At 70.8% G+C, this 22042-nt stretch carries 19 protein-coding genes; 10 read left to right on the forward strand and 9 right to left on the reverse strand.

Annotated elements, in window-relative coordinates; all coding sequences use genetic code 11:
* The first annotated feature begins 9 nt into the window (after positions 1-9).
* On the forward strand, positions 10-1350 hold the full coding sequence (locus ACFVKT_RS04055; protein WP_385727258.1) for an LLM class flavin-dependent oxidoreductase: 1341 nt from the start codon (positions 10-12) through the stop codon (positions 1348-1350).
* A 2-nt stretch (positions 1351-1352) separates the two neighbouring features.
* Entirely contained in the window at positions 1353-2681 is a 1329-nt protein-coding gene (locus tag ACFVKT_RS04060; protein WP_385727260.1) for an LLM class flavin-dependent oxidoreductase, read from the forward strand.
* A gap of 6 nt (positions 2682-2687) precedes the next feature.
* Here the strand turns inward: ACFVKT_RS04060 and ACFVKT_RS04065 are convergent, their stop codons facing one another.
* From ACFVKT_RS04065 to ACFVKT_RS04095, 7 genes are all read right to left on the reverse strand, one after another.
* Positions 2688-3176, reverse strand: coding sequence for a GNAT family N-acetyltransferase (locus ACFVKT_RS04065; RefSeq protein WP_385727262.1), 489 nt, complete (start codon positions 3174-3176; stop codon positions 2688-2690).
* Positions 3173-4639, reverse strand: a complete 1467-nt coding sequence (locus ACFVKT_RS04070) for an MFS transporter (protein ID WP_385727264.1) — start codon at positions 4637-4639, stop codon at positions 3173-3175. Before ACFVKT_RS04070 ends, ACFVKT_RS04065 begins: the two co-directional genes overlap by 4 nt.
* A 162-nt stretch (positions 4640-4801) precedes the next feature.
* The gene (locus ACFVKT_RS04075) at positions 4802-5542 is read right to left on the reverse strand and encodes a 2OG-Fe(II) oxygenase (RefSeq protein WP_385727267.1); all 741 of its coding nucleotides are present in this window, start codon (positions 5540-5542) and stop codon (positions 4802-4804) included.
* Positions 5539-6057 carry a methylated-DNA--[protein]-cysteine S-methyltransferase gene (locus ACFVKT_RS04080; RefSeq protein ID WP_385727268.1) on the reverse strand — a complete coding sequence of 173 codons (519 nt, stop codon included), beginning with the start codon at positions 6055-6057 and terminating at the stop codon, positions 5539-5541. The genes ACFVKT_RS04075 and ACFVKT_RS04080 overlap by 4 nt, the downstream gene beginning before the upstream one ends.
* A gap of 89 nt (positions 6058-6146) precedes the next feature.
* Complete coding sequence (locus ACFVKT_RS04085; RefSeq protein WP_385727270.1) at positions 6147-7637, reverse strand: AlkA N-terminal domain-containing protein; 1491 nt, start codon at positions 7635-7637, stop codon at positions 6147-6149.
* Between the two features lie 77 nt (positions 7638-7714).
* Positions 7715-9667, reverse strand: coding sequence for a phosphatase PAP2 family protein (locus ACFVKT_RS04090; protein WP_385727271.1), 1953 nt, complete (start codon positions 9665-9667; stop codon positions 7715-7717).
* A gap of 159 nt (positions 9668-9826) precedes the next feature.
* On the reverse strand, positions 9827-10726 hold the full coding sequence (locus ACFVKT_RS04095) for an N-acetylglucosamine kinase (RefSeq protein WP_385727273.1): 900 nt from the start codon (positions 10724-10726) through the stop codon (positions 9827-9829).
* Between the two features lie 265 nt (positions 10727-10991).
* On the opposite strand from ACFVKT_RS04095, the gene ACFVKT_RS04100 reads away from it, so the two are divergent.
* The 5 genes from ACFVKT_RS04100 (at position 10992) to ACFVKT_RS04120 (ending at position 17634) form a co-directional block, all read left to right on the forward strand.
* Positions 10992-12152: an ROK family protein gene (locus ACFVKT_RS04100; protein ID WP_385727275.1), complete on the forward strand. Its 1161-nt coding sequence runs from the start codon at positions 10992-10994 to the stop codon at positions 12150-12152.
* A 272-nt stretch (positions 12153-12424) separates the two neighbouring features.
* On the forward strand, positions 12425-13756 hold the full coding sequence (locus tag ACFVKT_RS04105) for an ABC transporter substrate-binding protein (RefSeq protein ID WP_385727277.1): 1332 nt from the start codon (positions 12425-12427) through the stop codon (positions 13754-13756).
* 160 nt (positions 13757-13916) lie between these two features.
* Positions 13917-14894, forward strand: a complete 978-nt coding sequence (locus tag ACFVKT_RS04110; protein WP_385727279.1) for a carbohydrate ABC transporter permease — start codon at positions 13917-13919, stop codon at positions 14892-14894.
* 25 nt (positions 14895-14919) lie between these two features.
* Positions 14920-15798 (forward strand): carbohydrate ABC transporter permease, encoded by an 879-nt coding sequence (locus ACFVKT_RS04115; protein WP_385727281.1) that lies wholly within the window; start codon positions 14920-14922, stop codon positions 15796-15798.
* Between the two features lie 3 nt (positions 15799-15801).
* On the forward strand, positions 15802-17634 hold the full coding sequence (locus tag ACFVKT_RS04120; RefSeq protein WP_385727283.1) for a hypothetical protein: 1833 nt from the start codon (positions 15802-15804) through the stop codon (positions 17632-17634).
* Here the strand turns inward: ACFVKT_RS04120 and ACFVKT_RS04125 are convergent.
* On the reverse strand, positions 17564-18259 hold the full coding sequence (locus tag ACFVKT_RS04125; protein ID WP_385727285.1) for a nucleoside/nucleotide kinase family protein: 696 nt from the start codon (positions 18257-18259) through the stop codon (positions 17564-17566). The genes ACFVKT_RS04120 and ACFVKT_RS04125 overlap by 71 nt on opposite strands.
* A complete protein-coding gene (locus ACFVKT_RS04130; RefSeq protein WP_385727287.1) occupies positions 18256-18588 on the reverse strand; it encodes a DUF6191 domain-containing protein in 333 nt (110 codons plus the stop codon). The genes ACFVKT_RS04125 and ACFVKT_RS04130 overlap by 4 nt, the downstream gene beginning before the upstream one ends.
* A 147-nt stretch (positions 18589-18735) precedes the next feature.
* Here ACFVKT_RS04130 and ACFVKT_RS04135 point away from each other — a divergent pair, with 147 nt between their 5' ends.
* From ACFVKT_RS04135 to ACFVKT_RS04145, 3 genes are all read left to right on the forward strand, one after another.
* Entirely contained in the window at positions 18736-18888 is a 153-nt protein-coding gene (locus tag ACFVKT_RS04135) for a hypothetical protein (protein WP_385727289.1), read from the forward strand.
* A gap of 63 nt (positions 18889-18951) precedes the next feature.
* Entirely contained in the window at positions 18952-19692 is a 741-nt protein-coding gene (locus ACFVKT_RS04140) for an HAD family hydrolase (protein ID WP_385727290.1), read from the forward strand.
* Positions 19689-22034, forward strand: a complete 2346-nt coding sequence (locus ACFVKT_RS04145) for a glycoside hydrolase family 65 protein (protein WP_385727292.1) — start codon at positions 19689-19691, stop codon at positions 22032-22034. Before ACFVKT_RS04140 ends, ACFVKT_RS04145 begins: the two co-directional genes overlap by 4 nt.
* Positions 22035-22042 lie beyond the last annotated feature (8 nt).

Raw genomic sequence — 22042 nt, forward strand, 5'->3', positions numbered from 1 at the left:
GAGGCACGCATGACCACATCGACCGAACGCCGACTCACCCTGGGAGCCCTCGTCCACGGCTCCGGCGGCCACATCGCCGGCTGGCGCCACCCCGACGCGCGCCCCGACGGACAGCTCGACTTCGCCTTCCACGCCGACCTGGCCCGCACCCTCGAACGCGGCCGTTTCGACGCCCTGTTCGTCGCCGACGTCGTCGCCATCTGGGGACACCAGCTCGACTCGCTGTCCCGCACCGGACGCGCCGAGCACTTCGAACCCCTGACGCTGCTGGCCGCGCTGTCCCTGGTGACCGACCACCTCGGCCTGGCCGCGACGGCGACCACGACCTACAACCACCCCTTCCACATCGCCCGCAAGTTCGCCTCCCTCGACCACATCTCGGCGGGCCGCGCGGGCTGGAACGTCGTCACCTCCGTCGTACCGCTGGAGGCCGCGAACTTCGGCCACGACAGCCACCTCGAACACGAGCTGCGCTATCGACGGGCCGATGAGTTCGTGCAGGTCGTGAAGGCGCTCTGGGACAGCTTCGACGAGGAAACGGTCGTACGGGACAAGGCGACGGGCCGCTACTACGACCCCACGGGGCTGCGGGCTCCGCACCACCGGGGCGAGCACTTCACCGTGCGCGGGCCCCTCAACATCTCCCGCCCGCCGCAGGGACATCCGGTGGTCTTCCAGGCCGGATCCTCCGAGACGGGACGGGAGTTCGCGGCCCGGCACGGCGAGGTGCTGTTCACCACGCAGCACGAGCTCGGCGCCGCCCAGGAGTTCTACGCCGACGTCAAGGCGCGCGCCGCGGCTCACGGCCGGGACCCGGCCCATGTCCTGGTCTGGCCGGGCCTCAGCCCGCTCGTCGCGCCCACCGAGGCGGAGGCGAAGCGACGGCTCGCCGAACTCCAGGACCTGATCCACGAGGACGTGGCACGCAGGCTCGTACAGGACAACATCGGCGATCTCGACCTGACCGGCCATCCGTTGGACGGTCCGCTGCCGGACATCCCCGACACGAACCGCAGCAAGTCCCGCCGCGATCTGCTGCTGAGGCTCGCACACGACGAGAAGTTGACGATACGTCAGCTCGCCGGGCGGTTCGCCGCGGGCTCCGCCGTCGCCGGTACGCCGGAGCAGATCGCCGACCACATCGAGACCTGGTTCCGGCAGCGTGCCGCCGACGGCTTCAACATCTCCTTCCCGTATCTGCCAGGACCCGCCGAGGACTTCGTGGACCACGTCGTGCCGCTGCTCCAGCGGCGCGGCCTGTTCCGGACCGAGTACGAGGGCACCACCCTGCGCGAGAACCTCGGGCTGCCGCGCCCGGCCGTCACCCCGCGCCACCTCCAGGAGGCCTGACGATGAGCGCGCGCCGCACCGACCAGCTCCACCTCAACGCCTTCCTCAAGCCGCCGGGAGAGTACCTGGCCGCCTGGCGGCACCCGGAGACCGCGGCCGACGCGGGCGTGAACATCCGGGAGGTGCTCTCCTTCGCCCGGATCGCCGAACGCGCCACGTTCGACGCGGTGTTCCTCGCCGACCTCGTGGGCGTGCCGTTCGCGAGCGAGGACGTCCTCAGCAGGGTCAGCGTCGTCAACGACTCCTTCGAACCGACCACCCTGCTCGCCGCGCTCGCCGCCGGAACCTCCCGGATCGGCCTGATCGCGACCGCCTCCACCAGCTACAACGAGCCCTATCACGTGGCCCGTTCCTTCGCCTCGATCGACCACATCTCCGGCGGACGGGCCGGCTGGAACGTGGTCACCTCCCTCAACGACGGCGAGGCGCAGAACTTCGGGCTCGACGCCCACCTCGACCACGCCACCCGCTACGACCGCGCCGAGGAGTTCTACGACGTGGTGGCGGGCCTGTGGGACTCCTTCGAGGACGACGCCTTCCGCCACGACCAGGCGACCGGCGTCTACTTCGACCCGGCCAAGCTGCACGCGCTCCACCACGAGGGCAAGCACCTGAAGGTCGCCGGGCCCCTCAACATCGCCCGCCCGCCCCAGGGCCGCCCGGTCATCGTGCAGGCCGGCGCCTCCGAAGCGGGCAGGAACCTCGCCTCCCGCATCGCCGAGGTGATCTTCTCCGGCATTAGAGACCTGACCCAGGCGCAGGAGTTCTACGCCGACATCAAGGAACGTGCCGCCGCGCACGGCCGCGACCCGGACCACCTCAAGGTCCTCCCCGCGCTGTCCGTCGTCACGGCACCGACCGAGTCCGAGGCCCGCGACAAACTGGCCCGCCTCACCGAACTCCTGCCCCCACAGGTCGCATTGGCCGACCTCTCGTACTGGCTCGGCGGCTTCGACCTCAGCCCCTACCCGCTGGACGGCCCACTCCCCGAACTCCCGGTCTCCAACCAGTCGCACACCGCGCAACAGCAGATCTACGAGCACGCGCGCCGCGACAACCTCACCATCGGCGACCTCGTCCAGCGCCTCGCCGCCGACGACCGCACCATCACCGGCACCCCGGAACAGATCGCCGACCACATCGAGGAGTGGTTCCAGGGCCGCGCCGCCGACGGCTTCAACGTGACCTTCCCGTATCTGCCGGGCACCCTGTCGGACTTCGCCGACCTGGTGGTCCCGGAGCTGCGTCGGCGCGGCCTGTTCCGTACCCAGTACACGGGCACGACCCTGCGCGAGCACCTGGGCCTGCCCCGACCGTCCTGGCGTGGTTAGCGGCCGTCAACGAGGCAGCGCCCGGAGCGCCTTGGTATAGCAGAAGCAGAACGGGTTGCCGTCGTAGGGGGCGTACGGCGGCACCTGCTGCCAGCCCTCCCGTACGTAGAGCGCCTGGGCCTCCGGCTGGAACTCGCCCGTCTGCAGCCACAGGCGCTCGATGCCGAGCCCGAGCGCCGAGGACTCCACCGCCGAGAGCGCCTCCTTGGCGAGCCCCCGGCCGCGATGATCGGGATGGACGAACACCCGCTTCACCTCGTGACGGTCCGGCAGCCTGCGCAGCGAGGCGGTGGCCACGGGCACCTCGTCCGCGTACGCGACCCAGGTGACGACGATCTCCTCGGCCGTCGGCTGGGGCGGCCGGACACGTCGGTGGGCGACCGGTGCGTAGCGCGGGGCCAGTTCGGCGGACATCTGCTCGCGGAGCAGGGCCGGGGACGGCGCGTCCCAGTCCTCGGTCACCCAGCGGACGGTGGCGGTGGGCGGCAGGGTCATGTCGGTTCCTCGTGAACGGGTGCGGGCTGACGGTGTGCGGAAGCCGGGAAGGCAGGCGGGCCCCGTCGGCCCGTGAGGCGGGGGCGCAGCAGCGACAGGGCGACGGCCACGGTGAGCAGACCCGCACAGAGGAGCGTCGCGTGCGCGAAAGCCGTACGGGGCAGGCCCGTTGCTCCTGACGAGCCGCGCAGGTAGCTTCCGGAGACGGCGCTGAGGGCGACGGCCGCGGCGATGCGCTGGGCCATCTGCAGAATGCCGCCGGCCACTCCGGCGGCCTCGGCCGGGGCGTACTGGAGGACCTGGGCCTGGTTCGGGGCGATGGTGAGGCCGGCGGCGGCACCGGAGAGCAGTTGAACGGCGGCGAGCACCAGAGGGAGTGCGGTGCGCGGGGCGGTGACGGCGGCTGCCGCTCCGGTGAGCAGCCCGAGGATCCCCAGGGCGAGGCCGACCGTGACGGTGTGCGGTCCAAGGCGGCGCACCAACCGCCAGGCCACGGCCGAGGTGACTCCCATGGCGACGGCGGACGGGAGCGTGACCGCCGCGGCGGTCAGCGCGGAAAGCCCGAGTCCGCTCTGCAGGAACATGGTGAGGACAAGCGTCGCGGCCAACGAGGACCCGAAGCTCGCCATCGCGATACCCGTCCCGAGGGTGTACGGGAGCGAACGCGCGAGCGCCGGATGCACCAGCGGCGCCCGCCCGGCCCGCACCCGCAGTCGCTGCCCCAGGGCGAAACAGCCCGCCAGGACGAATGCGGCGCCGGCCCACAGTGCGGCCCCCCGGCTGCTGCCCGGGGTACTGATGAACGGCAGCATCAGCGCCAGGGTCAGCGCACCCGCCCACATCAGCCCCCACCAGTCGAGCTGACTCCGCCTGCCGGTCCGGCGCGCCGCCGGAAGCCAGCGGAACGCGAGCCAGAGGGTGAGCAGCCCGCAGGGCGTGTTGAGGAGCAGGCACAGCCGCCATCCCAGGTCCGGGCCGAAAGCCGCGACCAGGGCGCCGCCGAGAGCCGGTCCGAGCGCGGCGGCGACCCCGCCGGTGACCGCGTACAGTCCCAGCGCGCGGGCCCGGTCCAGACCGCTGAAGACGTCCTGAAGGGTGCCGATCACCTGGGAATTGACCAGACCGGCCCCGGCGCCCTGCACCAGGCGCGCGGCGATCACCATGTCCGGCCGGCCGCCGGTGGCGGCCACCACGCCGCACAGCACGAAGGTCGAGAGGCCCACGAGGAACAGGCCTTTGCGACCGCGTACGTCACCCAGGCTGCCGCCGGGAACCAGCATCAGACCGAAGGTGAGCGAGTACCCGGCGACGATCCACTGCACATCGGTGGGACCGGCCTCCAGCGACTGACGCAGCGCCGGCACCGCGATGTTGAGGACCGACTGGTCGAGCAGAGTCGTCACCCCTGCCGCCATGCACACCAGCAGCACCCGCCGGGCGGCACGATCTTCTCCCGGGAGCATGCGCACATGGTCACATCGGCGGTCGGCCCCTGTCTCCGGCCGCGGCAGCTTGTTCGCAGAACAGCAACACCGCGTTCGCAAGTCGGGAGCCGGGAGCCGGGAGCCGGGAGCCGGGAGCTGAGGGCCCGGTATCTCGACCGGGCCGAAGGCTGGCGGGATGCGTCACGCGGCGTCGTGGAAAACGAGCCCCAGCGTGTGACGGCGCCCGGAGCGGACCGTGCTCACACCGTGCCGCATCGGGCCGCGCGACCAGCCGCGCCGGGAGGCCACCGGTCGGTCGCGGGTCGTGAAGACCAGACCGTGCCCCTGCGGCAGGGTCGTGGCGGAACCCCGCGACTGCGCCCGCGGACGCTGCTCGGTCATGAGGAACTCGCCTCCGGTGAAGTCGACTCCGGGGGCGTCGAGGCCGACGACCACCTGGAGCGGGAAGAGCATCGGGCCGAACACATCGCGGTGCAGGGCGTTCCAGTCGCCCGGCCCGTAACGCAGCAGGATCTGCGCGGACTTGGCCTGCCCGGCCGCATGGCACATCGCCACCCAGTCCTCCAGATCGTCGGGCCAGAGCGCGGGCTGTCCGAGCCGGCCGGCCCAGTCGCGCGCGATCGGCAGCAGGCGCGGGTAGAACGCCGCCCGCAACTCCCTTACCGCATCTGGCAGTTCGTGGGTGAAGTAGCGGTACTGGCCGGAGCCGAAGCGGTGCCGGGCCATGTCGACGGTCGTACGGAAACGGTCGGCGTCGTCGTAGAGGGCGGTGATCTCGTGGCACTCGTCGGACGACAGCAACGGACCGGTGAGCGCGCTGCCGTGCTCGTCGAGTTCGGCGGCCAGAGCATCCCAGTCACCGGCCCCGACACAGTCGGCCAGGTGCGCCACCGCCGTCCGCGCCGTCGTCGTGCGGGTCATGACGACAGGGCAGTGGCCGGGCGCACGTTCTCCAGTTCCAGGAGCCGCTGCTTGCGCTCCTGACCGGCCGCGTAGCCGCTGAGTGCGCCGTTCGCGCCGATCACGCGGTGGCAGGGACGCACGACGAGCACCGGATTCGCCCCGATCGCCGTGCCCACGGCTCGCACCGCGGCCCTGGACGCGCCGATCTGCGCGGCGATCTCGCCGTAGCTCAGCGTGGTCCCGTACGGGATGGTCTCCAGGGCCTTCCACACCCGTTGCTGGAACTCGCTGCCACCGCCGACGTATTCGATGTCGAATCGGGTCAGCCCGCCCTCGAAGTAGGAGCGCAACTGGGAGACGATCTCCACGAAGGCGTCCGCGTCCTCGGCCCAGTCCTCCCGGACGACGGCGGCGGATTTCTGGCCGGGCATCGACAGAGAGGTGAGTGCCGTGCCGCCCTTCGCCGTGGCCGACTCCTCGCCCACGAGCAGGAGTTCACCCAGCGGGCTGTCGATCGTCGTGTAGACCGTCATCAGCAATGTCCCTTCTTGCGAGTCCAGTTCATCTCTTCCACCTCCAACAATGAGGTGCGCGGAGCGCTGACGCTGGCGGGATTCGGACGTCACGCTTCGGCAGGTTGGCGCCGGTCGGCTGCGGCGTTCCAGAAGTGGTGCATGGCGTAGGTGCGCCACGGTCGCCAGGCCTCGGCGTCGACCGGCTCGGCGCCCGCTCGCCGCATCCCGGCCTGGACGGCCACGTCTCCGGTGAGCAGGACGTCCGGGTCGCCCAGGGCGCGCATCCGGATGTAGCCGGCGGTCCGGGGGCCGACGCCACGCAGTCCGAGCAGCGCCTTCTCGGCCTCGTCGCGGTCGGCGCCGGCGTCGAGGCTCACGGTGCCGTCGGCGAGCGCTCCGGCGACCGCACGCAGGGTGTCAGGGCGTGCGTCGGGCAGGCCGAGCTCTTCGAGCGACGCCTCCGCGAGGTCGTCGGCGGTGGGAAAGACATGCGTGAGCCCACCGCTGGGCACCGCGAGGGGCTGCCCGTACGCGGCGACCAGGGCGCCGCCGAGCCTGCGTCCGGCGGCCACGGAGAGCTGTCCGCCCAGCACCGCGCGGACGGCGAGTTCGTGCGGGTCGGCGGAGCCCGGAGCCCGCAGCCCCGGCCGCAGTGCGACGAGCGGCGCGAGCGCGGCATCGGAGCCGAGCCGCTCGCCGACCGCGTACGGGTCGGCGTCCAGGTCGAACAGCCGCCGGATCCGCTGGGTGGCCGTGGTCAGGTCGCGCAGATCACCGAGATGCAGATGGCAGGTGAGCCAGCCGCCGTCGCCGAGTACTTCGCCGACCTCCGCGATTCCGGTGCCCTGAGGGAGATGGAGGGTGCGCCGGTACGTCCGCCCGCCGCGTTCGCCGGTGAGTTCCTCGACGCCGGTGACGGCACGGTCGCCGAGGTAGTCGAAGACCTCGGCGGCAGCGTACGGACCGCGGTGGGCGAGCCGCAGCGGCACCCCGCCCGCCCCGTTCGCCGTACCGACCGATCCGTAGCGTGCGGCCCGGCCCGGTTTCGCCGCGCGCAGCCCGCTGGGGGTGACGGCGTAGATCTCCCGGACGGTGTCGTTGAACTGCCGCACGCTGGCGAATCCGGCCGCGAAGGCGATCTCCGCGGCCTGGAGGGTCGTCGTCTGGAGCAGGATCCGCGCGGTGTGGGCCCGCTGCGCCCGGGCGAGCGCGATCGGTCCCGCGCCCACCTCGGCGTTCAGCTGCCGCTGCACCTGCCGGGCGCTGTAGCCCAGGCGTGCGGCGAGCCCGGCGACGCCCTCACGGTCCACGACACCGTCACCGATCAGCCGCATCGCACGGCCGACCGCGTCCGCGCGGACGTTCCACTCGGCCGAGCCGGGCACCGCGTCGGGGCGGCAGCGGCGGCAGGCCCGGAACCCGGAACCCTGCGCGGCGGCCGAGGTCGGGAAGAAGCGCACGTTCTGACGCTTGGGAGTGGTCGCGGGGCAACTGGGGCGGCAGTAGATCCCCGTCGTGGACACGGCGAAGAAGAACTCGCCGTCGAACCTTGCATCGCGGCTGCACACCGCCTCGTACCTGCTGTCGTCGCTCGTCACCCTTCCACTGTGGGCCAGGACGGGGCGCTGTGCTGGCGGAAATCGGACACCACGCTCACGGGGGAGATAGGCGCCGGTCACCTGCACCCAAGCCAGTGCCTCGTCAGCCGCACGGACAGGCCCGCGGCCGTGTACACGGGTACCGCCCGGTATCCGTCAGCCTGCACGGTGATACGACTGAACCGGCCCCGCAGAGAAGGCGTCTTGATCACCGGAACAGTGGTCCCGGCGGCCGGTGGACGTGACGCGTCCAGCCGGAGCGAGAGCACACTGCCCTCACCGAGCAGGACACGCCGGTCCACACTGAACGCGGGCGTGTGCCCAGCGCGGAGCGTCACGTCCAGGGTCGCGCCGGACGACTGCGTGTAGGAGCCCTGCACGCGTGCGGCCGTGACGGTCCGGAGTGTGCCGCCCTGCACGCGGACGTCGCCGCGGCCCAGCGCGCCCGTGGAACCGGCGGTCAGCGTGCCGCCCTCCAGCACCGTGCGGCCCGTATGGCGGTTGGCCCCCGTCAGGGTAAGTGAACCGCTGCCGCGCTTGACGAGGCCCCCGCGGCCGGAGATGTCGTTGCGCCAGGTGTCGGCGGCGCCGAAACCCCCGTCGGCGGCGTCGAGGGTGACGGTCACGTCGGAGTCGAAGGCCCCGTACCCGTCGGCGGCGGCGAAGAGGTTGAGACGCCCCCACTGTTCGAAGCCGTCGAGCAGGACGTAGCCGGACGGCAGGGCGGTGGTACGCAGCACCTCGCGACGCTGGGCCGCGTCCAGGTAGGGGAGCCGCGTCTCCAGCAGGACCTCGGCGCCCTTGGGCACGGTGAGGTCCTCGGAGCGGCCGTGCCGGGTCAGGACGTACGTCAGACGCGGTGTGAGCGCGCGGGAGTTGGCGTCCCGGTCGGCGTACGGGTCGGTGCCGAGGTCCGCGGAATGGGCGTAGGCGTACAGCGTGTCCGCCGTCGCGCCGGTCCGCTGCTGGAAGTACGCGGCTGCCTGGTCGCGTGCCGAGGCCTTGAGATCCGCGTACTGCGGGTCGGCCAGCGTGGCTGCGGCCAGCGCCGTGGCCATGATGCGGCCGCCGATGACGTCGACGGGGGAGTGCATGCCCGCCGTGATCCGGGTGTGGCTCAGCTCGAACGCCCGCGTAACGAGCTCCTGGAAACGCTCCGGTACGGCGTAGGCGAAGGCCAGGGCCGCCAGGTGGAAGGCGTTGGTGTGCCCGCTGGGGAAGCCGCCGTCGTCCACCGGGGAGTTGCTGCGCTGCCGCAGCAACTGCGTGGCGACGACGACCTCCGAGTCGTAGACCGGGTAGCCGAGCGCGTCCTTGGCGCCGGTGTCGACGACCTCGCTGTCCTCGTTCATGCGCCACGGACGCGGGTATTGGAAGGCGTACTTGCCGGGGTTGCCGGAGGCGTACGGTCCGCGCACGGTGTCGACGAGCCTGGCGACCTGGCCGAGCGCCGAGTCGTAGGAACCCGCGCCGAGCGCGGAACCGGCGGGGGCATCGGTAGGCACGGCGTCGCTGATCGTGGTGGCGGGGGTGGTGTCCGGCGCGCCGGTGATCGACGTGACCGCCTTGGCGCCCGCTTTGTAGAGGTCGGCCAGCGGACCGAGTGCGGCGATCGTCGCGTAACTCTGGTGCTGCCGGTCGTAGATGAACGCTTCCTTCGCCTGCGCTTGTGTCCGTGCCGCCGTGATCCGGGCGCAGTAACGCATGTTGGCGCGCAGCACTTGAGGCCTGAGTGGTGTGCCCGTGTTCCAGGCGGCGCCCGTCTTCCACACCTCGGCCATACCGCCGAGGATCCGCACCACGGCGTTGGTCTCGGGCGTCAGGTTCGTCAGGACGTTTGACCTGTAGTCGTCCACGAAGGCGGCTGCACTGCTCGCGGCCTTCGCGTCCGTGGCGGCGAGCCAGGTGGCAAGGGTCGGCGCGGCCAACACGCCGGCCGTGGCGCTCAGGGAGGTCCTGAGGAATCCGCGTCGGTTCACGGCGTGTTCACTGAGCGATGCTGGGGACTGCTCCTGGGCGGAGGACGGCATGGGCTGCCTCTCTTGAGTTCTTCGGCCCTGCGGCCGGTGAGTCGGCGCGATCGGTGCCGGTCAGTGGGGCGCCGGGTGACACGGGTGTGCCGAGTGCTGCTCTACGGGGGCGTGCCGCTGAGAACCCCACCGGATGAGGGCGGCAACGACCAGGACAGGTCAGAGGAGCGACCGGGCCAACGCGACGGCACCCTCGACCGGCGGCGCCCGCAGCGGCCTCGGCCGAGCCGTCGGGACAGCGGCCTCCAGCGACGACACGAAGGCCTCGTACAGCGAGGGTTGGGCGAGGACCGTGCTGCCCGCGACCACGACGTCGTCGACGTTCACGCCGCGTGCGGCGAGCCGTACGACGAGCGCGGCCAGTGCCCGCCCGCCTTCGGCGATCACCGTGCGGGCGAGGAACGAACCGGCCGCGGCCGCCGCGAACACGATCGGTGCATGGCGGCCCCACTCGGCGGAGACGTCCGTGGCGCGCTCAAGGGCCCCGCAGAACAACGGCACTTCGGGGACATCGAAGGCGGACAGCAGGCCGAGCGCGAGCGCGTCGGGCTCCTCGCCGCGATCATGCGCCGCCCATACGGCCCGTACCGCCTCGCGGACGAGGCCGGCCGCGCCGCCCTCGTCACCCAGCACCGCGCCCCAGCCGCCGACTTGTACCGGGGTTCCGTCGGCGAGCATCCCCACCGCCACCGAACCGGTGCCCGCGACCAGCCCCACACCCTTGTCCAGGCCCGCGGCGGGGACGAGGAGTTGGGCATCGCCGACGACCAGCGCGGGCGCGTCGAAGTGCTGTTGGAGAGCGGTGCGTATCCGCGCGCACTGGCGCGGGGTCTCGCAGTCGTGTCCGCCGACGGCGAGCGCGGAGGGGCGGACGCCCGCCGGAAGGGTGTCGGCGAGCAGTGCGGCCAGCCAGTCGGCGGCGGCCACGGGGTCGTGCGGCCGCCAGCCGCCGCTCGCGCGGACGCGGTCGGCCACGAGGGTGTCGCCCGTGAGCGCGCGCAGATGCGTCTTGGTGCCGCCCACGTCGATACCGACGGCCAGGGATGCGGATTCCTGCACGGGGCCTCTTTCGTCGTTGCGCGGTGCTGCGACGGCGGGCGAACCGTGTCTTGGGGAAAGGAAGTGGAGGAACTAGGGAAGCCCCGGGACGGGCTTCTGGTGGAACACGGCAGGCGAGTACCGTGACGTTCGTTAGGAAGTTAACTAACGAAGTAGAGTGCGTCAAGAGGTGTTGCCCACTCGACCGCCCGAGGCGGAAGGTGCGTGACGCCGGCGCCTTCCATCGCCGCATCCGGCAGAGCCGATCGACCCGGCAGCGCGGCCCATGATCTCTGGGGGAACTGTGGAACTCGACGTGGCGAACACCCCCCGTCTCACCGAGAGCGCGAGCGCCGTGTTCGCCGTGCTCGCCCAGGCGGGGACCGCGACCCGGCCGCAGCTCGCGAGCCTGGCGGGTCTGTCCAAGCCGACGGTGTCCTCCGCCGTCGCGGAACTCGAGGGCGTCCGGCTCGCCGCCCATTCCGGCACGGCCTCCAGCGGCACCGGCCGCAACGCCGCCGTGTACCGGATCGGGCCGGCCGCCGGCACGGTGCTTGCCGTCGACCTCGGACCCGCCCTCACCAGGGTCCGCGGCTGCGGCCTCGACGGCGCCCTGCTCGCCGAGGCGACCGGCTCACGCACGGACGCCGTGGACGTCGTCCGCGAGGCCCTCGCCGTACTCGGGTCCCATGCGCCGCTGCGCACCATCGTCGTCGCGGTCGGCGACGTCACCCCGCCGGAACGGGAGGGCGACGGAATGCGGCCCGCGACCGACAAGGCCGGGCCCGTCTTCGACGCCGTGGCGGTGGCGCTGCCGCCCGGCGTTCCCGTGCACCTGGAGAACAACGTCAACTGCGCGGCGCTCGCCGAACTCCACGAGGGCGCCGCCCGAGGCCGCCGCACCTTCGGCTATCTGCGGGTCGGCGTCGGTATCGGCCTCGGTGTCGTGATCGGGGGCCATGTGCTGCGCGGCGCGAACGGAGCCGCCGGTGAGCTCGCCCGGCTGCCCTACCCGTGGGACGACGGCGTGGATCCGCGCCACGAGGCCCTGGAGGAGTACATCGGCACCCGTTCCCTGCTGCGACGGGCCGCCGAGGCCTGGCAGGACGCCGACGGGCCGTGCCCGCGAACCGCCGAGCGGCTCTTCGCCCTCGCCGGTGAGGGCAGACCCGCGGCCCGCGCGGTCGTCGAGCGCCATGCCGCCGACGTCGGCCGGCTCGCCGCCGCCGTGACCGCCGTGCTGGACCCGGGGCTGCTCGTGCTCGGCGGCACGGGCGTGGATCCGCAGATCCTGCCCGGTGTGCGCGCCGAACTGGCCCGGCTGAGCTGGCCCACCGAGGTGATCGCCAGCACCGTAGGAGACCTGGGCACGGTGGTGGGCGCGGCCCGGCTCGCGGTCGCCCGGGGAGTCCGAACCGTGACCGATTCCGCGCGAACCAAGGATTGACGGTTTCCGACTCGTTCTGCCAATGTCCGGACAAGCGCTTTCTAGGTCGGCCGGGACGCCGACCTCGGGTGAGCGTCCCGCCTGTGCGCAGAGGCACGGCAACCACACGAGGGCGTGCTCGTGTGACGACGGCCATGGCGGCCGGGGATCCCCACCCACCAGGATGGCGCGGCCGGGCGAGGCCGTGCCGCGGAAGGTGCCATTCCGAGCAGAGTGAGCCCGTGCCGTGCGAGCGGCCGGGAACTCCGTCACGCACATCCAAGGAGGACCCGGTGGGTCACCAGATCTCGCGCAGAACCCTCTTCCGCACGGCGAGCGGTCTCGCCGTCGCCGGCGCGCTCGGCAGTTCGCTCAGCGCCTGCTCGGGAGGAACCGGCGCAGGCTCCACCAGCGCCAAGCTGACCATGACCTGGTGGGGCAGCGACGACCGGCACAACGCCTACAAGAAGGCGCTCGCCACCTTCCAGAAGGCGAACCCGAAGGTCAAGATCCAGGAGACCTACTCCGGATACGACGGGTACTTCGACAAGTTCAACACCAACATCGCCGGCGGCAGCGCCCCCGACCTGCTACAGATGGACACCGCGCTGGTCGCCCAGTACGCCCGCAAGGGTGTCCTCGCCCCGCTCGACTCGTACGTCGGCAAGAGCCTGGACCTGACCGGCTTCGCCAAGACGCTCCTCGCCGCCGGCACCGTCGACGGCAAGCTGTACGGCGTCCCTTCCGGCATCGGCGTCAACCAGCTCACCGTCAACCGCAGCGGCCTGGAGGATTTCGGCCTGCAGCTGCCGGACCGCGAGTGGACCTGGGCCGACCTGAAGGAGGTCTCCCAGGACGTCTACAAGAAGAGCGGCGGCAAGATCTACGGCGTCGACGACGGTGGCGGCGGCGCCCTCCAGTGCTTCGAGATCTTCGCCCGCGAGAAGGGCGAGACCTTCTTCTCCGACGACGGCACGAAGCTCGGCTTCACCTCCGCCACCCTCCAGGAGTGGTGGGAGTACTGGGCCGAGATGCGCAAGGCCAACGCCTCCCCGCCGCCGGCGATCACCTCGGCCGCGCACAACGACCTCACCAAGAACGCCGTCGTCATCGGCAAGGCCCTGTTCACCTTCGACTCCGGCGTCTACGGCGCGGGCGGTTCCATCACCGACGCCCAGCTGGACTTCCTGCCCACCCCGCAGGGCGACTGGTCAGGGGCCCGCGAGGGCAACTTCGTCAACGGCGGTGTGCTGCTGAGCGCCACCAAGGCCAGTAAGAAGGTGGCCGACTCCGCGAAGATCATGTCGTTCTTCGCACAGGACGAGACGGCCATCAAGGACATGCAGCTGCTGCGTGGCATCCCGCCGACGGAGAAGGCCCGCGACCTGATCGCCTCGGGCCTGACCGAGACGGACAAGCTGAACATGGCGAACGCCGACTACATCTCCCAGCGCGTCGGCAGAGCGACCAACGCCCTTCCCGCCCCCGTCCCTCCTCCGCAGGGCGCCGACCAGATCTGGGACCTGCTGTTCCAGTCGAACCTCGCCGTCGCCTTCGGCAAGAAGTCGATCAAGGCGCAGCTGAGCGAGTTCTTCGACCAGGCGCCGGGAATCCTCGGCGCGTGAGCGCTCCGCTGGAATTCCGGTGTGTCGCCTGCGGGTCCGTCGTGGCTGGTCGCGCCGTTCCCCGCGCCCCTTCAGGGCGCTGCCATCCGCGTCTGACTTCGCCGAGGCTGCTCAGGCGCATCGCACCACCGAACACCGGGAGAGGGCCAGGAAGATGAGTATGTCCACCGCGAAGAGCGACGAGGTCGTGAAGGAGCCGCCGGCTCCGGTGACCCCGTCCGATCAGCGGGAGCGCGACCGTATGCGCCGCCGACTCGCCAGACGGCGGGGCGGGGGCTGGTGGCCGTACGCCTTCCTGGCCCCTTGGTTCATCGGCCTGTTCGGGCTGACGATCTACCCGATGCTCGACTCGCTGTATCTGTCGTTCACCCACTTCGACCTGCTGACACCCGCGCAGTGGACGGGCACCGACAACTACGAGCGCATGTTCACCGAGGACCCGGTCTTCTGGGACTCGGTGCACGCCACGCTCGTGTACGTCGTGGTCTCCGTGCCGCTGAAGCTGGCACTCGCGCTCGGTGTGGCCATGCTGCTCAACCGTGACCTGAAGGGCATCGGGCTCTACCGGGCCGCCTTTTATCTGCCGTCACTGCTCGGCGGTGCGGTGGCCATCGCCATCGTGTGGCGGCAGGTCTTCGGTGGCGACGGCATCTTCAACGACTTCCTCGGCTGGTTCGGCATCAAGGGCCAGGACTGGATCTCCAGCCCCGACACCGCGCTCTACACGCTCGTCCTGCTCGCCGTCTGGCAGTTCGGCACCCCGATGGTCATCTTCCTCGCAGGTCTGAAGCAGCTGCCGAAGGACGTGTACGAGGCGGCCGCGATCGACGGCGCCCCGCCCGTCACCCGGTTCTTCAGGATCACCCTGCCGTTGCTGACGCCGATCGTGTTCTTCAATGTCGTGCTGCAGATCATCGACGCGTTCAAGACGTTCACGCCCGCCTTCGTGATCAGCAACGGCTCGGGCGGACCCCTCAACTCGACGATGCTGTACTCCCTCTACCTGTACAAGAAGGGCTTCACGGACCTGCAGATGGGGTACGCCTCCGCGCTGGCCTGGGTGTTGTTCCTGGTCATCGCCGGCTTCACGGCGGTCAACTTCATCGCCGGCCGCTACTGGGTCCATTACGACGACTGACGTCTGAGCGAGGAGTCCTGCACCCATGTCCGCCATCACCCCGAACGCGTCGCCCCTGCAAAAGCTCCGCTCGCTCACCGGCGCCCGCCGCATCTACACCCACACCCTGCTCATCGGCGTCGCGGTCGTCATGCTCTACCCGCTGCTGTGGATGCTCAGCAGCTCCCTCAAGCCCGACACCGAGATCTTCACCCACCCCGGGCTCATCCCGAACGCGCTGCGCCCGGAGAACTACTCCGAAGGCTGGAGCGGTTCGGGCAACTCCTTCTCCCTCTACATCACCAACTCGCTGATCGTCACGATCGGCGCGGTGATCGGCAACGTCATCTCCTGCTCGCTGGCGGCCTACGCCTTCGCGCGCTTCGAGTTCCGCGGCAAGAAGATCTGGTTCGGCCTGATGCTCGGCACGCTCATGCTGCCCACGCAGGCCGTCCTGATCCCGCAGTACACGATCTTCTACAACCTGACCTGGATCAACACCTATCTGCCGCTGATCGTGCCGAAGTTCCTGGCCACGGACGCGTTCTTCATCTTCCTGATGGTCCAGTTCATCCGCTCCATCCCGCGCGAGCTGGACCAGGCCGCCATGATGGACGGCGCCAACCCGCTCCAGATCTACTGGAAGATCATCCTGCCGTTGATGAAACCGGCGCTGATCACCACCACGATCTTCACCTTCATCTGGACCTACGACGACTTCCTCCACCAGCTCGTCTATCTCCAGCAGAACGACAAGTTCACCGTCCCGCTCGGCCTGACCCTGTTCATGGACCAGACCAGCGGCTCGTCGTACGGAGCGATGTTCGCCATGTCGACACTCGCCCTCCTGCCCACGCTCATCTGCTTCCTCATTTTCCAGAAGAGGCTGGTAGAAGGCCTGGCGACCTCCGGCATGAAGGGCTGAGACATGCATCTCCCGCACCAGCGCGGTCCGTTGCACGATCTTCCGGACGATCCCGCCGCGTACGACGCCGTCCTCGCGGCCGTCGCCGAGGAGGCGCTGGGCCGCCTCACCGCGGAGGGGAGCCTCGAACACCCGGACGCCGTCGACGATCTCGGTGACACGTCCCTGGGCATCACCTCCCTGCTCGCGCTCGGCTGGCAGCGCACGAAGGACCCGCGCCTGCCGGAGGCCGTCCGGCGCAGCCTGGCCTTTCATCTGCGCGAGCGGGTGTTCACGCAGGACAACCCCGGCTACCCGAACCTGAAGGCGCGCAACTCCGGGCTGCCGTACGCCCGTTACGTCGTGGAGGCGGGCGCGCATCCCATCGGCGACTGGCCGAGCACGGTGTGGGCGCTGCTCCAGGCGGTCAACATCCTGGACGCGGCCGACGGGCTCGTCGACGACGAACAGCGCGGTGAGCTGCTGAAGTCGGCCCGGGGCTACTGGCGTTGGCTGACGGAGGCGACCTTCTTCAACCCACAGGAGGCCGGCAACCAGGCCATCGGCTGTGTCGTCGGCGGTCTGATGCTCGCCCGCCATCTCCCGTCCGGAGAGGGGGAGTTGGTCCGCTCGAGCGCGATCAGCCGGTACGTCGACGAGATCCGTGCCCGTCGCGTGCACGACCGGGGTGCCCTCCTGCCCCCGGAACACGGTGGCGCGTACGACAACAACTACGGCCCGATCTCCCTCTCCTTCCTCGCGCAGGCCCACAAGGTCAGCGGCGAGGAGATCTTCGCCGAGGACGGCGATGCGCTCGCCCGCTATCTCGACGCGCGCCTGACGGCAGGCGGCTTCGACATCGGCGGCCCGCGCTACAGCGAGCAGCACTCCGGTTTCGAGTCCGTCCTCGGCCTGCGCTACTTCGGCCACCGCATCGGCGCCGACCTCGGCCGCTACCGGGGAGACACCCGCTGGGGCCGACACGCGGCCGGGCGCGACGGTGCCATCGACGGCCATTTCGCCTTCATGCTGGTCTGGCAGATGCAGGACACCACGCCCTGGCACCGCACACCTTCCAAGGACCCCGTGCGCCATCAACTGCGCGCGGGCACGGTCTCGGTGGCCTTCGACGACAGGATGACCCCGTCACTGGTCGAGGCGGCGGGCACGTACTACCTGCCCGCCGCCGTCAACCGTCAGCACGGCTTCGGACCGGTCACCGACGGATTCCTGTTGTGCCGCCCCATGGGCGAAACCCGGGTGAACGACCTCCGTACGGAGGCGCTGACGGCCAAGCTCGTCACCAAGCCCGTCGTCGGCCGCGACCACGTCCTGCGACACGTCCGCTCCCTGTACGTCACGGACGGCACAAGTCTGTGGATGACCGTGGCCGTGGAACGGCTCGACGGAACGCCGTACCTGCTCGCCGGCCTGCCGTACGCCTCCGACGACGGCGACCGCGTGCGCAGGACCGCGGAGGCCGACGTGACCTCGGCGGGCGAGCTGCGCCTCACCCACCCGCCGGCGGGGAGCGTGGACCACTTCGACGCCCGCGCGGAGCTGACCCAGGAGCAGGCGGCCTTCGCCCTGGCGGCCGACCCGCGCGGCTACGGCAACCCGGACGACGGCTGGCGCCGCCTCGTCTCCTCTACGGCCCTCGAAGCGGCTCCGGCTCCCGGCGCCCCGGACGATCTGCACATCTTCGCCGTCCGCTACGGGCCGACCGGCCCCTTCACCCCGGCCTTCGAGCACACCCCCGCCGGACTGACGATCCGCACCGAGGCGTTCACGGCCCTGATCGGCGATCCCGCAGGCGATGCACGGGGGGAACCCGAGCTGGACGTCCATCGCGGCTGACCGCCGCCCCGACCACCAAGTCGGCGCGGTCCCGAGTCGCGGCGACCAGGTCGGCGTTGCGCTGGTCCGTGCCGAGGACCCAGGCCACCGCCGTGTCGTGGTCCTTGCCGAACTCCTCGTGCCGGGCGACGAGACGGCGTACGCGTTCGGTCTCGTCGAGCTCGCAGAACCAGACCTCGTCGAGCTGGGCGCGTACCCGGGTCCAAGCGTCGTCCTGGAGCAAGAGGTAGTTGCCCTCGGTGATGACCAGGCGGGCGGTGCGGGGGACGGGGACGGTTCCCGCGAGGGGCTGTTCGAGGGTGCGCTCGAAGCCCGGCGCGTAGATGAGATCGTCCTCGTCCTCGCGCAGCCGGCGGAGCAGCGCCGTGTACCCGGCGGCGTCGAAGGTGTCGGGGGCACCCTTGCGGTCGCGGCGGCCCAGGCGGTCCAACTCGGCGTCCGCCAGATGGAATCCGTCCATCGGAACGTGGGCGACCCAGGCGGGCCCGTCACCGTTCAGCTCCCCGACCAGACGCTCGGCGAGCGTGGTCTTCCCCGATCCGGGACTGCCTGCGATGCCGAGGAGGGCGCGGTGCCCGGGACGTACGAGGGAAGCGGCACGGGTGAGGAGGTCGGCGAAGGTCACGGGCGCTCTTTGTGTCCGGTCCGCGGCATCCGGACGACCGCCGTCCTGCCGTCCAGGTCGACCGTTGTCCGGTTCGGCGGCGCCCCGTCCTCCTCGTCGTCCCGCATCATCAGCGCCGACTGACGCTCCTTGAGCTCGTTCTGCTTGCCCGGCGAAAAGCTCGCGTGGAGCTGTTCGAACCCTGTTGCGGATATCTGCCCCTGCCGCGCGCCGTTCCGCCACGGAAGCATGCCCGCCCGGCCGGCCCGAAGCAGCAGCTGATCGGCGAAGGCCAGCAGCGTCAGCAGGATGACGAGTCCGGGCAGAGTCATGAAGACGGCGAATCCCATGGCTCCAGTATCGGGGCCGACAGGTGGATTTCGGCCAGTCCGGCGACGCCCGGCGCCTCTTCCCGGCGAATTCGGCTTATGCTGATGCGACTGTTGAATTCTGGTCAACAACCGGCACCGGCAGCGGCCATGTACGGGGAGAACACTATGTCGCAGCAGAGCCCCACGCTCGCCCCCCACAGCTACCGGGCGTACTTCGACCATCTGCTCGGCTGCCAGAAGTGCAGCACCCCACCGCGGCGCTGTGAGGACGGTACCGCGCTGTACCGGACCTACCGGGCGGACCTGAAGAAGTCCTGAGGGCCCCCGGGCGTGTGGCGTGCGCCACCCCGTGACCGGCGCACTTCGGGGCACACTGCCCGTATGACAGAGCAGCTTGGTCTTCCGAAAGAAATCCTGGCCTGCCTCTTCGATCTCGACGGGGTCATCACCAAGACCGCCGTCGTCCACGCGGCTGCCTGGAAGCGGACGTTCGACGAGTTCCTGCAGCACCGCGACGGCGACGGATTCCGTCCCTTCGACGACGCCGACTACAACGACCATGTGGACGGACGCCCTCGGGCCGACGGCGTCCGCGCCTTCCTCGCCTCCCGCGGCATAGAACTGCCCGAGGGCGCAGCCGACGACCCGCCGGACAGGGCGACGGTGCAGGGCCTGGGCAACCGCAAGAACAAGCTGCTCCTGGAGCTGATCCGCAGCGGCGGCGTCGAGGCGTACGACGGCACTCTGCGCTATGTCGAGGCGGTCCGCGCGAGCGGACTGCGGACCGCGGTCGTCTCCTCCAGCACCAACTGTCAGGACATCCTGCGCGCGGTGGGCGCCGAGTCCCTCTTCGAGGTCAGGATCGACGGCGTCGTCGCCGCCGAACGCAAGCTGCCCGGCAAGCCGGAACCGGACACCTTCCTGGCCGCCGCGCGGGACCTCGGAGCCGAGGCGTCGCAGGCCGCCGTCTTCGAGGACGCGCTGGCCGGCATGGACGCGGGCCGCTCGGGCCACTTCGGCTACGTCGTCGGTGTCGACCGGGTCGGCCAGGGAGCCGCACTCCGCGCGCACGGCGCCGACATCGTCGTACGGGATCTCGCGGAGCTGGGGGAGAGCGCGTGATCACTCACACGTCCTACGCCGTCGAACCGTGGGCGCTGCGCGAGCACGCCCTCAACCTGGACCTGCTGCCGCAGAGCGAGTCGGTGTTCGCACTCTCCAACGGCCACGTCGGCTGGCGCGGAAACCTCGACGAGGGCGAACCGCACGGCCTTCCCGGCTCCTACCTGAACGGTGTCCACGAAGTCCACCCGCTGCCGTACGCCGAGGCCGGATACGGCTACCCGGAGTCCGGCCAGACGGTCATCAACGTCACCAACGGCAAGATCATGCGGCTGCTGGTCGACGACGAGCCGTTCGACCTGCGCTACGGACGGCTCCACTCCCACGAGCGCGTTCTCGACCTGCGCACCGGGCTGCTCACCCGGAGCTGCGAATGGACCTCCCCGGCGGGCGATACGGTCCGCGTGCGCTCCACCCGGCTCGTCTCTTTTACCCAGCGCGCGATCGCCGCCATCTCCTACGAGGTGGAGGCCGTCGACTCCCGGGTCCGTGTCGTCGTCCAGTCGGAACTGGTCGCCAACGAACAACTACCGGGCCGAAACGGTGACCCGCGCGCCGCGATCGTCCTGGAGTCCCCGCTGGAGGCGGAGGAGCACTTCGCGGAGAACGGGCGGCTGAAACTCGTGCACCGCACCCGGCGCAGCGGACTACGCGTCGCCACCGCCGCTGACCACACCGTCACCGGACCCGAGCCGACCACCACGGGCAACGAGAGCAGCCCCGACGTCGCCCGCCTCACCGTCACCTCCGTCCTGGAACCCGGACAGAAGCTGCATGTGGAGAAGCTCGTCTCGTACGGCTGGTCGAGCACCCGGTCCCTGCCCGCCCTGCGGGCGCAGGCCGACGCGGCGCTCGCGTCGGCCCAGCACGGCGGCTGGCAGGGCCTGGTCGACGAACAGCGGGCCTACCTCGACGACTTCTGGGCCCGGGCGGACGTCGAGGTCGACGGCGACGAGGAGATCCAGCAGGCCGTCCGGTTCGCGCTGTTCCACGTTCTGCAGGCCGGGGCCCGCGCCGAACAGCGCGCGATACCGGCGAAGGGGCTCACCGGATCCGGCTACGACGGCCACGCCTTCTGGGACACCGAGACCTTCGTGCTGCCACTGCTCACCTACACCGCGCCCGGCGCGGTCGCCGAGGCGCTGCGCTGGCGCCAGAACACCCTGCCCGCCGCCCGCGAAAGGGCGACCCAACTCGGGCTGCGCGGCGCGGCGTTCCCCTGGCGGACCATCGAGGGCTCGGAGGGTTCGGCGTACTGGCCGGCCGGGACCGCCGCCTTCCATGTCAACGCCGACATCGCCGACGCCGTCGTGCACTACACGGCCGTCACCGGCGACAAGCGGTTCGAACGCGACACCGGCGTCGAACTGCTGGTGGAGACGGCACGCCTGTGGCGCTCACTCGGCCACCACGACCACCAGGGCGGATTCCACATCGACGGGGTGACGGGCCCCGACGAGTACAGCGCCGTCGCTGACGACAACACGTACACCAACCTGATGGCCCGGGCGAACCTCCTGGCGGCCGCCGACGTCGCCGAGCGCCACCCGCGCAAGGCGGAGTCCCTCGGAGTCGACGACGAGGAGAGCGCCGCCTGGCGCGACGCCGCGGGTGCCATGCACATCCCCTACAACGACGAACTCGGCGTCCACGAACAGCATGCCGGGTTCACCGCCTACCAGCGCTGGGACTTCGCCACCACCCGCCCCGACCAGTACCCGCTGATGCTGCACTTCCCCTACTTCGACATCTACCGCAAGCAGGTCGTCAAACAGGCCGACCTGGTGCTCGCCATGTACAAGTGCAGCCCCTACTTCGACGACGAGCACAAGGCCCGTAACTTCGCCTACTACGAGCCCCTCACCGTCCGCGACTCCTCCCTGTCGGCCTGCTGCCAGGCCGTGATCGCGGCCGAGGCCGGACATCCCGGGCTCGCCTACGACTACTTGGTCGAGGCCGCGCTGATGGATCTGCGGGACCTGGAGAACAACACCCGGGACGGCCTGCACATCGCCTCGCTCGCAGGCACCTGGATGGCCCTGGTCGCCGGCTTCGGCGGGCTGCGACACCACGGCGAGACGCCGGCGTTCAAGCCACGGCTGCCGGAGCGGTTCCACCGCCTCGCCTTCAACCTGGAACTCCTCGGCCGCCGGCTGCGGGTGGAGATCGGGCCGGCCACCGCCACGTACTCGCTCCTGAGCGGTGAGCCCCTGGAGATCCACCACTACCGCGAACCCGTCACCCTGGACGCCGACAAGCCGCACAGCCTCCGCATCCCGGCCCCCAGGCTGCGCCCCGCCCCCGACCAGCCACCGCATCGGCGGCCGAACAGTCACGGGTGAGGCGCAGC

This window comes from Streptomyces sp. NPDC127595, from assembly GCF_042671685.1.
Classification (GTDB): Bacteria; Actinomycetota; Actinomycetes; order Streptomycetales; family Streptomycetaceae; genus Streptomyces.

What these genes read in the sequence shown, in the direction of transcription:
- ACFVKT_RS04055 (WP_385727258.1), top strand. Translation starts at nt 10, where the DNA reads ATGACCACATCGACCGAACGCCGACTCACCCTGGGAGCCCTCGTCCAC.
- ACFVKT_RS04060 (WP_385727260.1), top strand. Translation starts at nt 1,353, where the DNA reads ATGAGCGCGCGCCGCACCGACCAGCTCCACCTCAACGCCTTCCTCAAG.
- ACFVKT_RS04065 (WP_385727262.1), bottom strand. Translation starts at nt 3,176, where the DNA reads ATGACCCTGCCGCCCACCGCCACCGTCCGCTGGGTGACCGAGGACTGG.
- ACFVKT_RS04070 (WP_385727264.1), bottom strand. Translation starts at nt 4,639, where the DNA reads ATGCTCCCGGGAGAAGATCGTGCCGCCCGGCGGGTGCTGCTGGTGTGC.
- ACFVKT_RS04075 (WP_385727267.1), bottom strand. Translation starts at nt 5,542, where the DNA reads ATGACCCGCACGACGACGGCGCGGACGGCGGTGGCGCACCTGGCCGAC.
- ACFVKT_RS04080 (WP_385727268.1), bottom strand. Translation starts at nt 6,057, where the DNA reads ATGACGGTCTACACGACGATCGACAGCCCGCTGGGTGAACTCCTGCTC.
- ACFVKT_RS04090 (WP_385727271.1), bottom strand. Translation starts at nt 9,667, where the DNA reads ATGCCGTCCTCCGCCCAGGAGCAGTCCCCAGCATCGCTCAGTGAACAC.
- ACFVKT_RS04100 (WP_385727275.1), top strand. Translation starts at nt 10,992, where the DNA reads ATGATCTCTGGGGGAACTGTGGAACTCGACGTGGCGAACACCCCCCGT.
- ACFVKT_RS04110 (WP_385727279.1), top strand. Translation starts at nt 13,917, where the DNA reads ATGTCCACCGCGAAGAGCGACGAGGTCGTGAAGGAGCCGCCGGCTCCG.
- ACFVKT_RS04115 (WP_385727281.1), top strand. Translation starts at nt 14,920, where the DNA reads ATGTCCGCCATCACCCCGAACGCGTCGCCCCTGCAAAAGCTCCGCTCG.
- ACFVKT_RS04120 (WP_385727283.1), top strand. Translation starts at nt 15,802, where the DNA reads ATGCATCTCCCGCACCAGCGCGGTCCGTTGCACGATCTTCCGGACGAT.
- ACFVKT_RS04130 (WP_385727287.1), bottom strand. Translation starts at nt 18,588, where the DNA reads ATGGGATTCGCCGTCTTCATGACTCTGCCCGGACTCGTCATCCTGCTG.
- ACFVKT_RS04135 (WP_385727289.1), top strand. Translation starts at nt 18,736, where the DNA reads ATGTCGCAGCAGAGCCCCACGCTCGCCCCCCACAGCTACCGGGCGTAC.
- ACFVKT_RS04140 (WP_385727290.1), top strand. Translation starts at nt 18,952, where the DNA reads ATGACAGAGCAGCTTGGTCTTCCGAAAGAAATCCTGGCCTGCCTCTTC.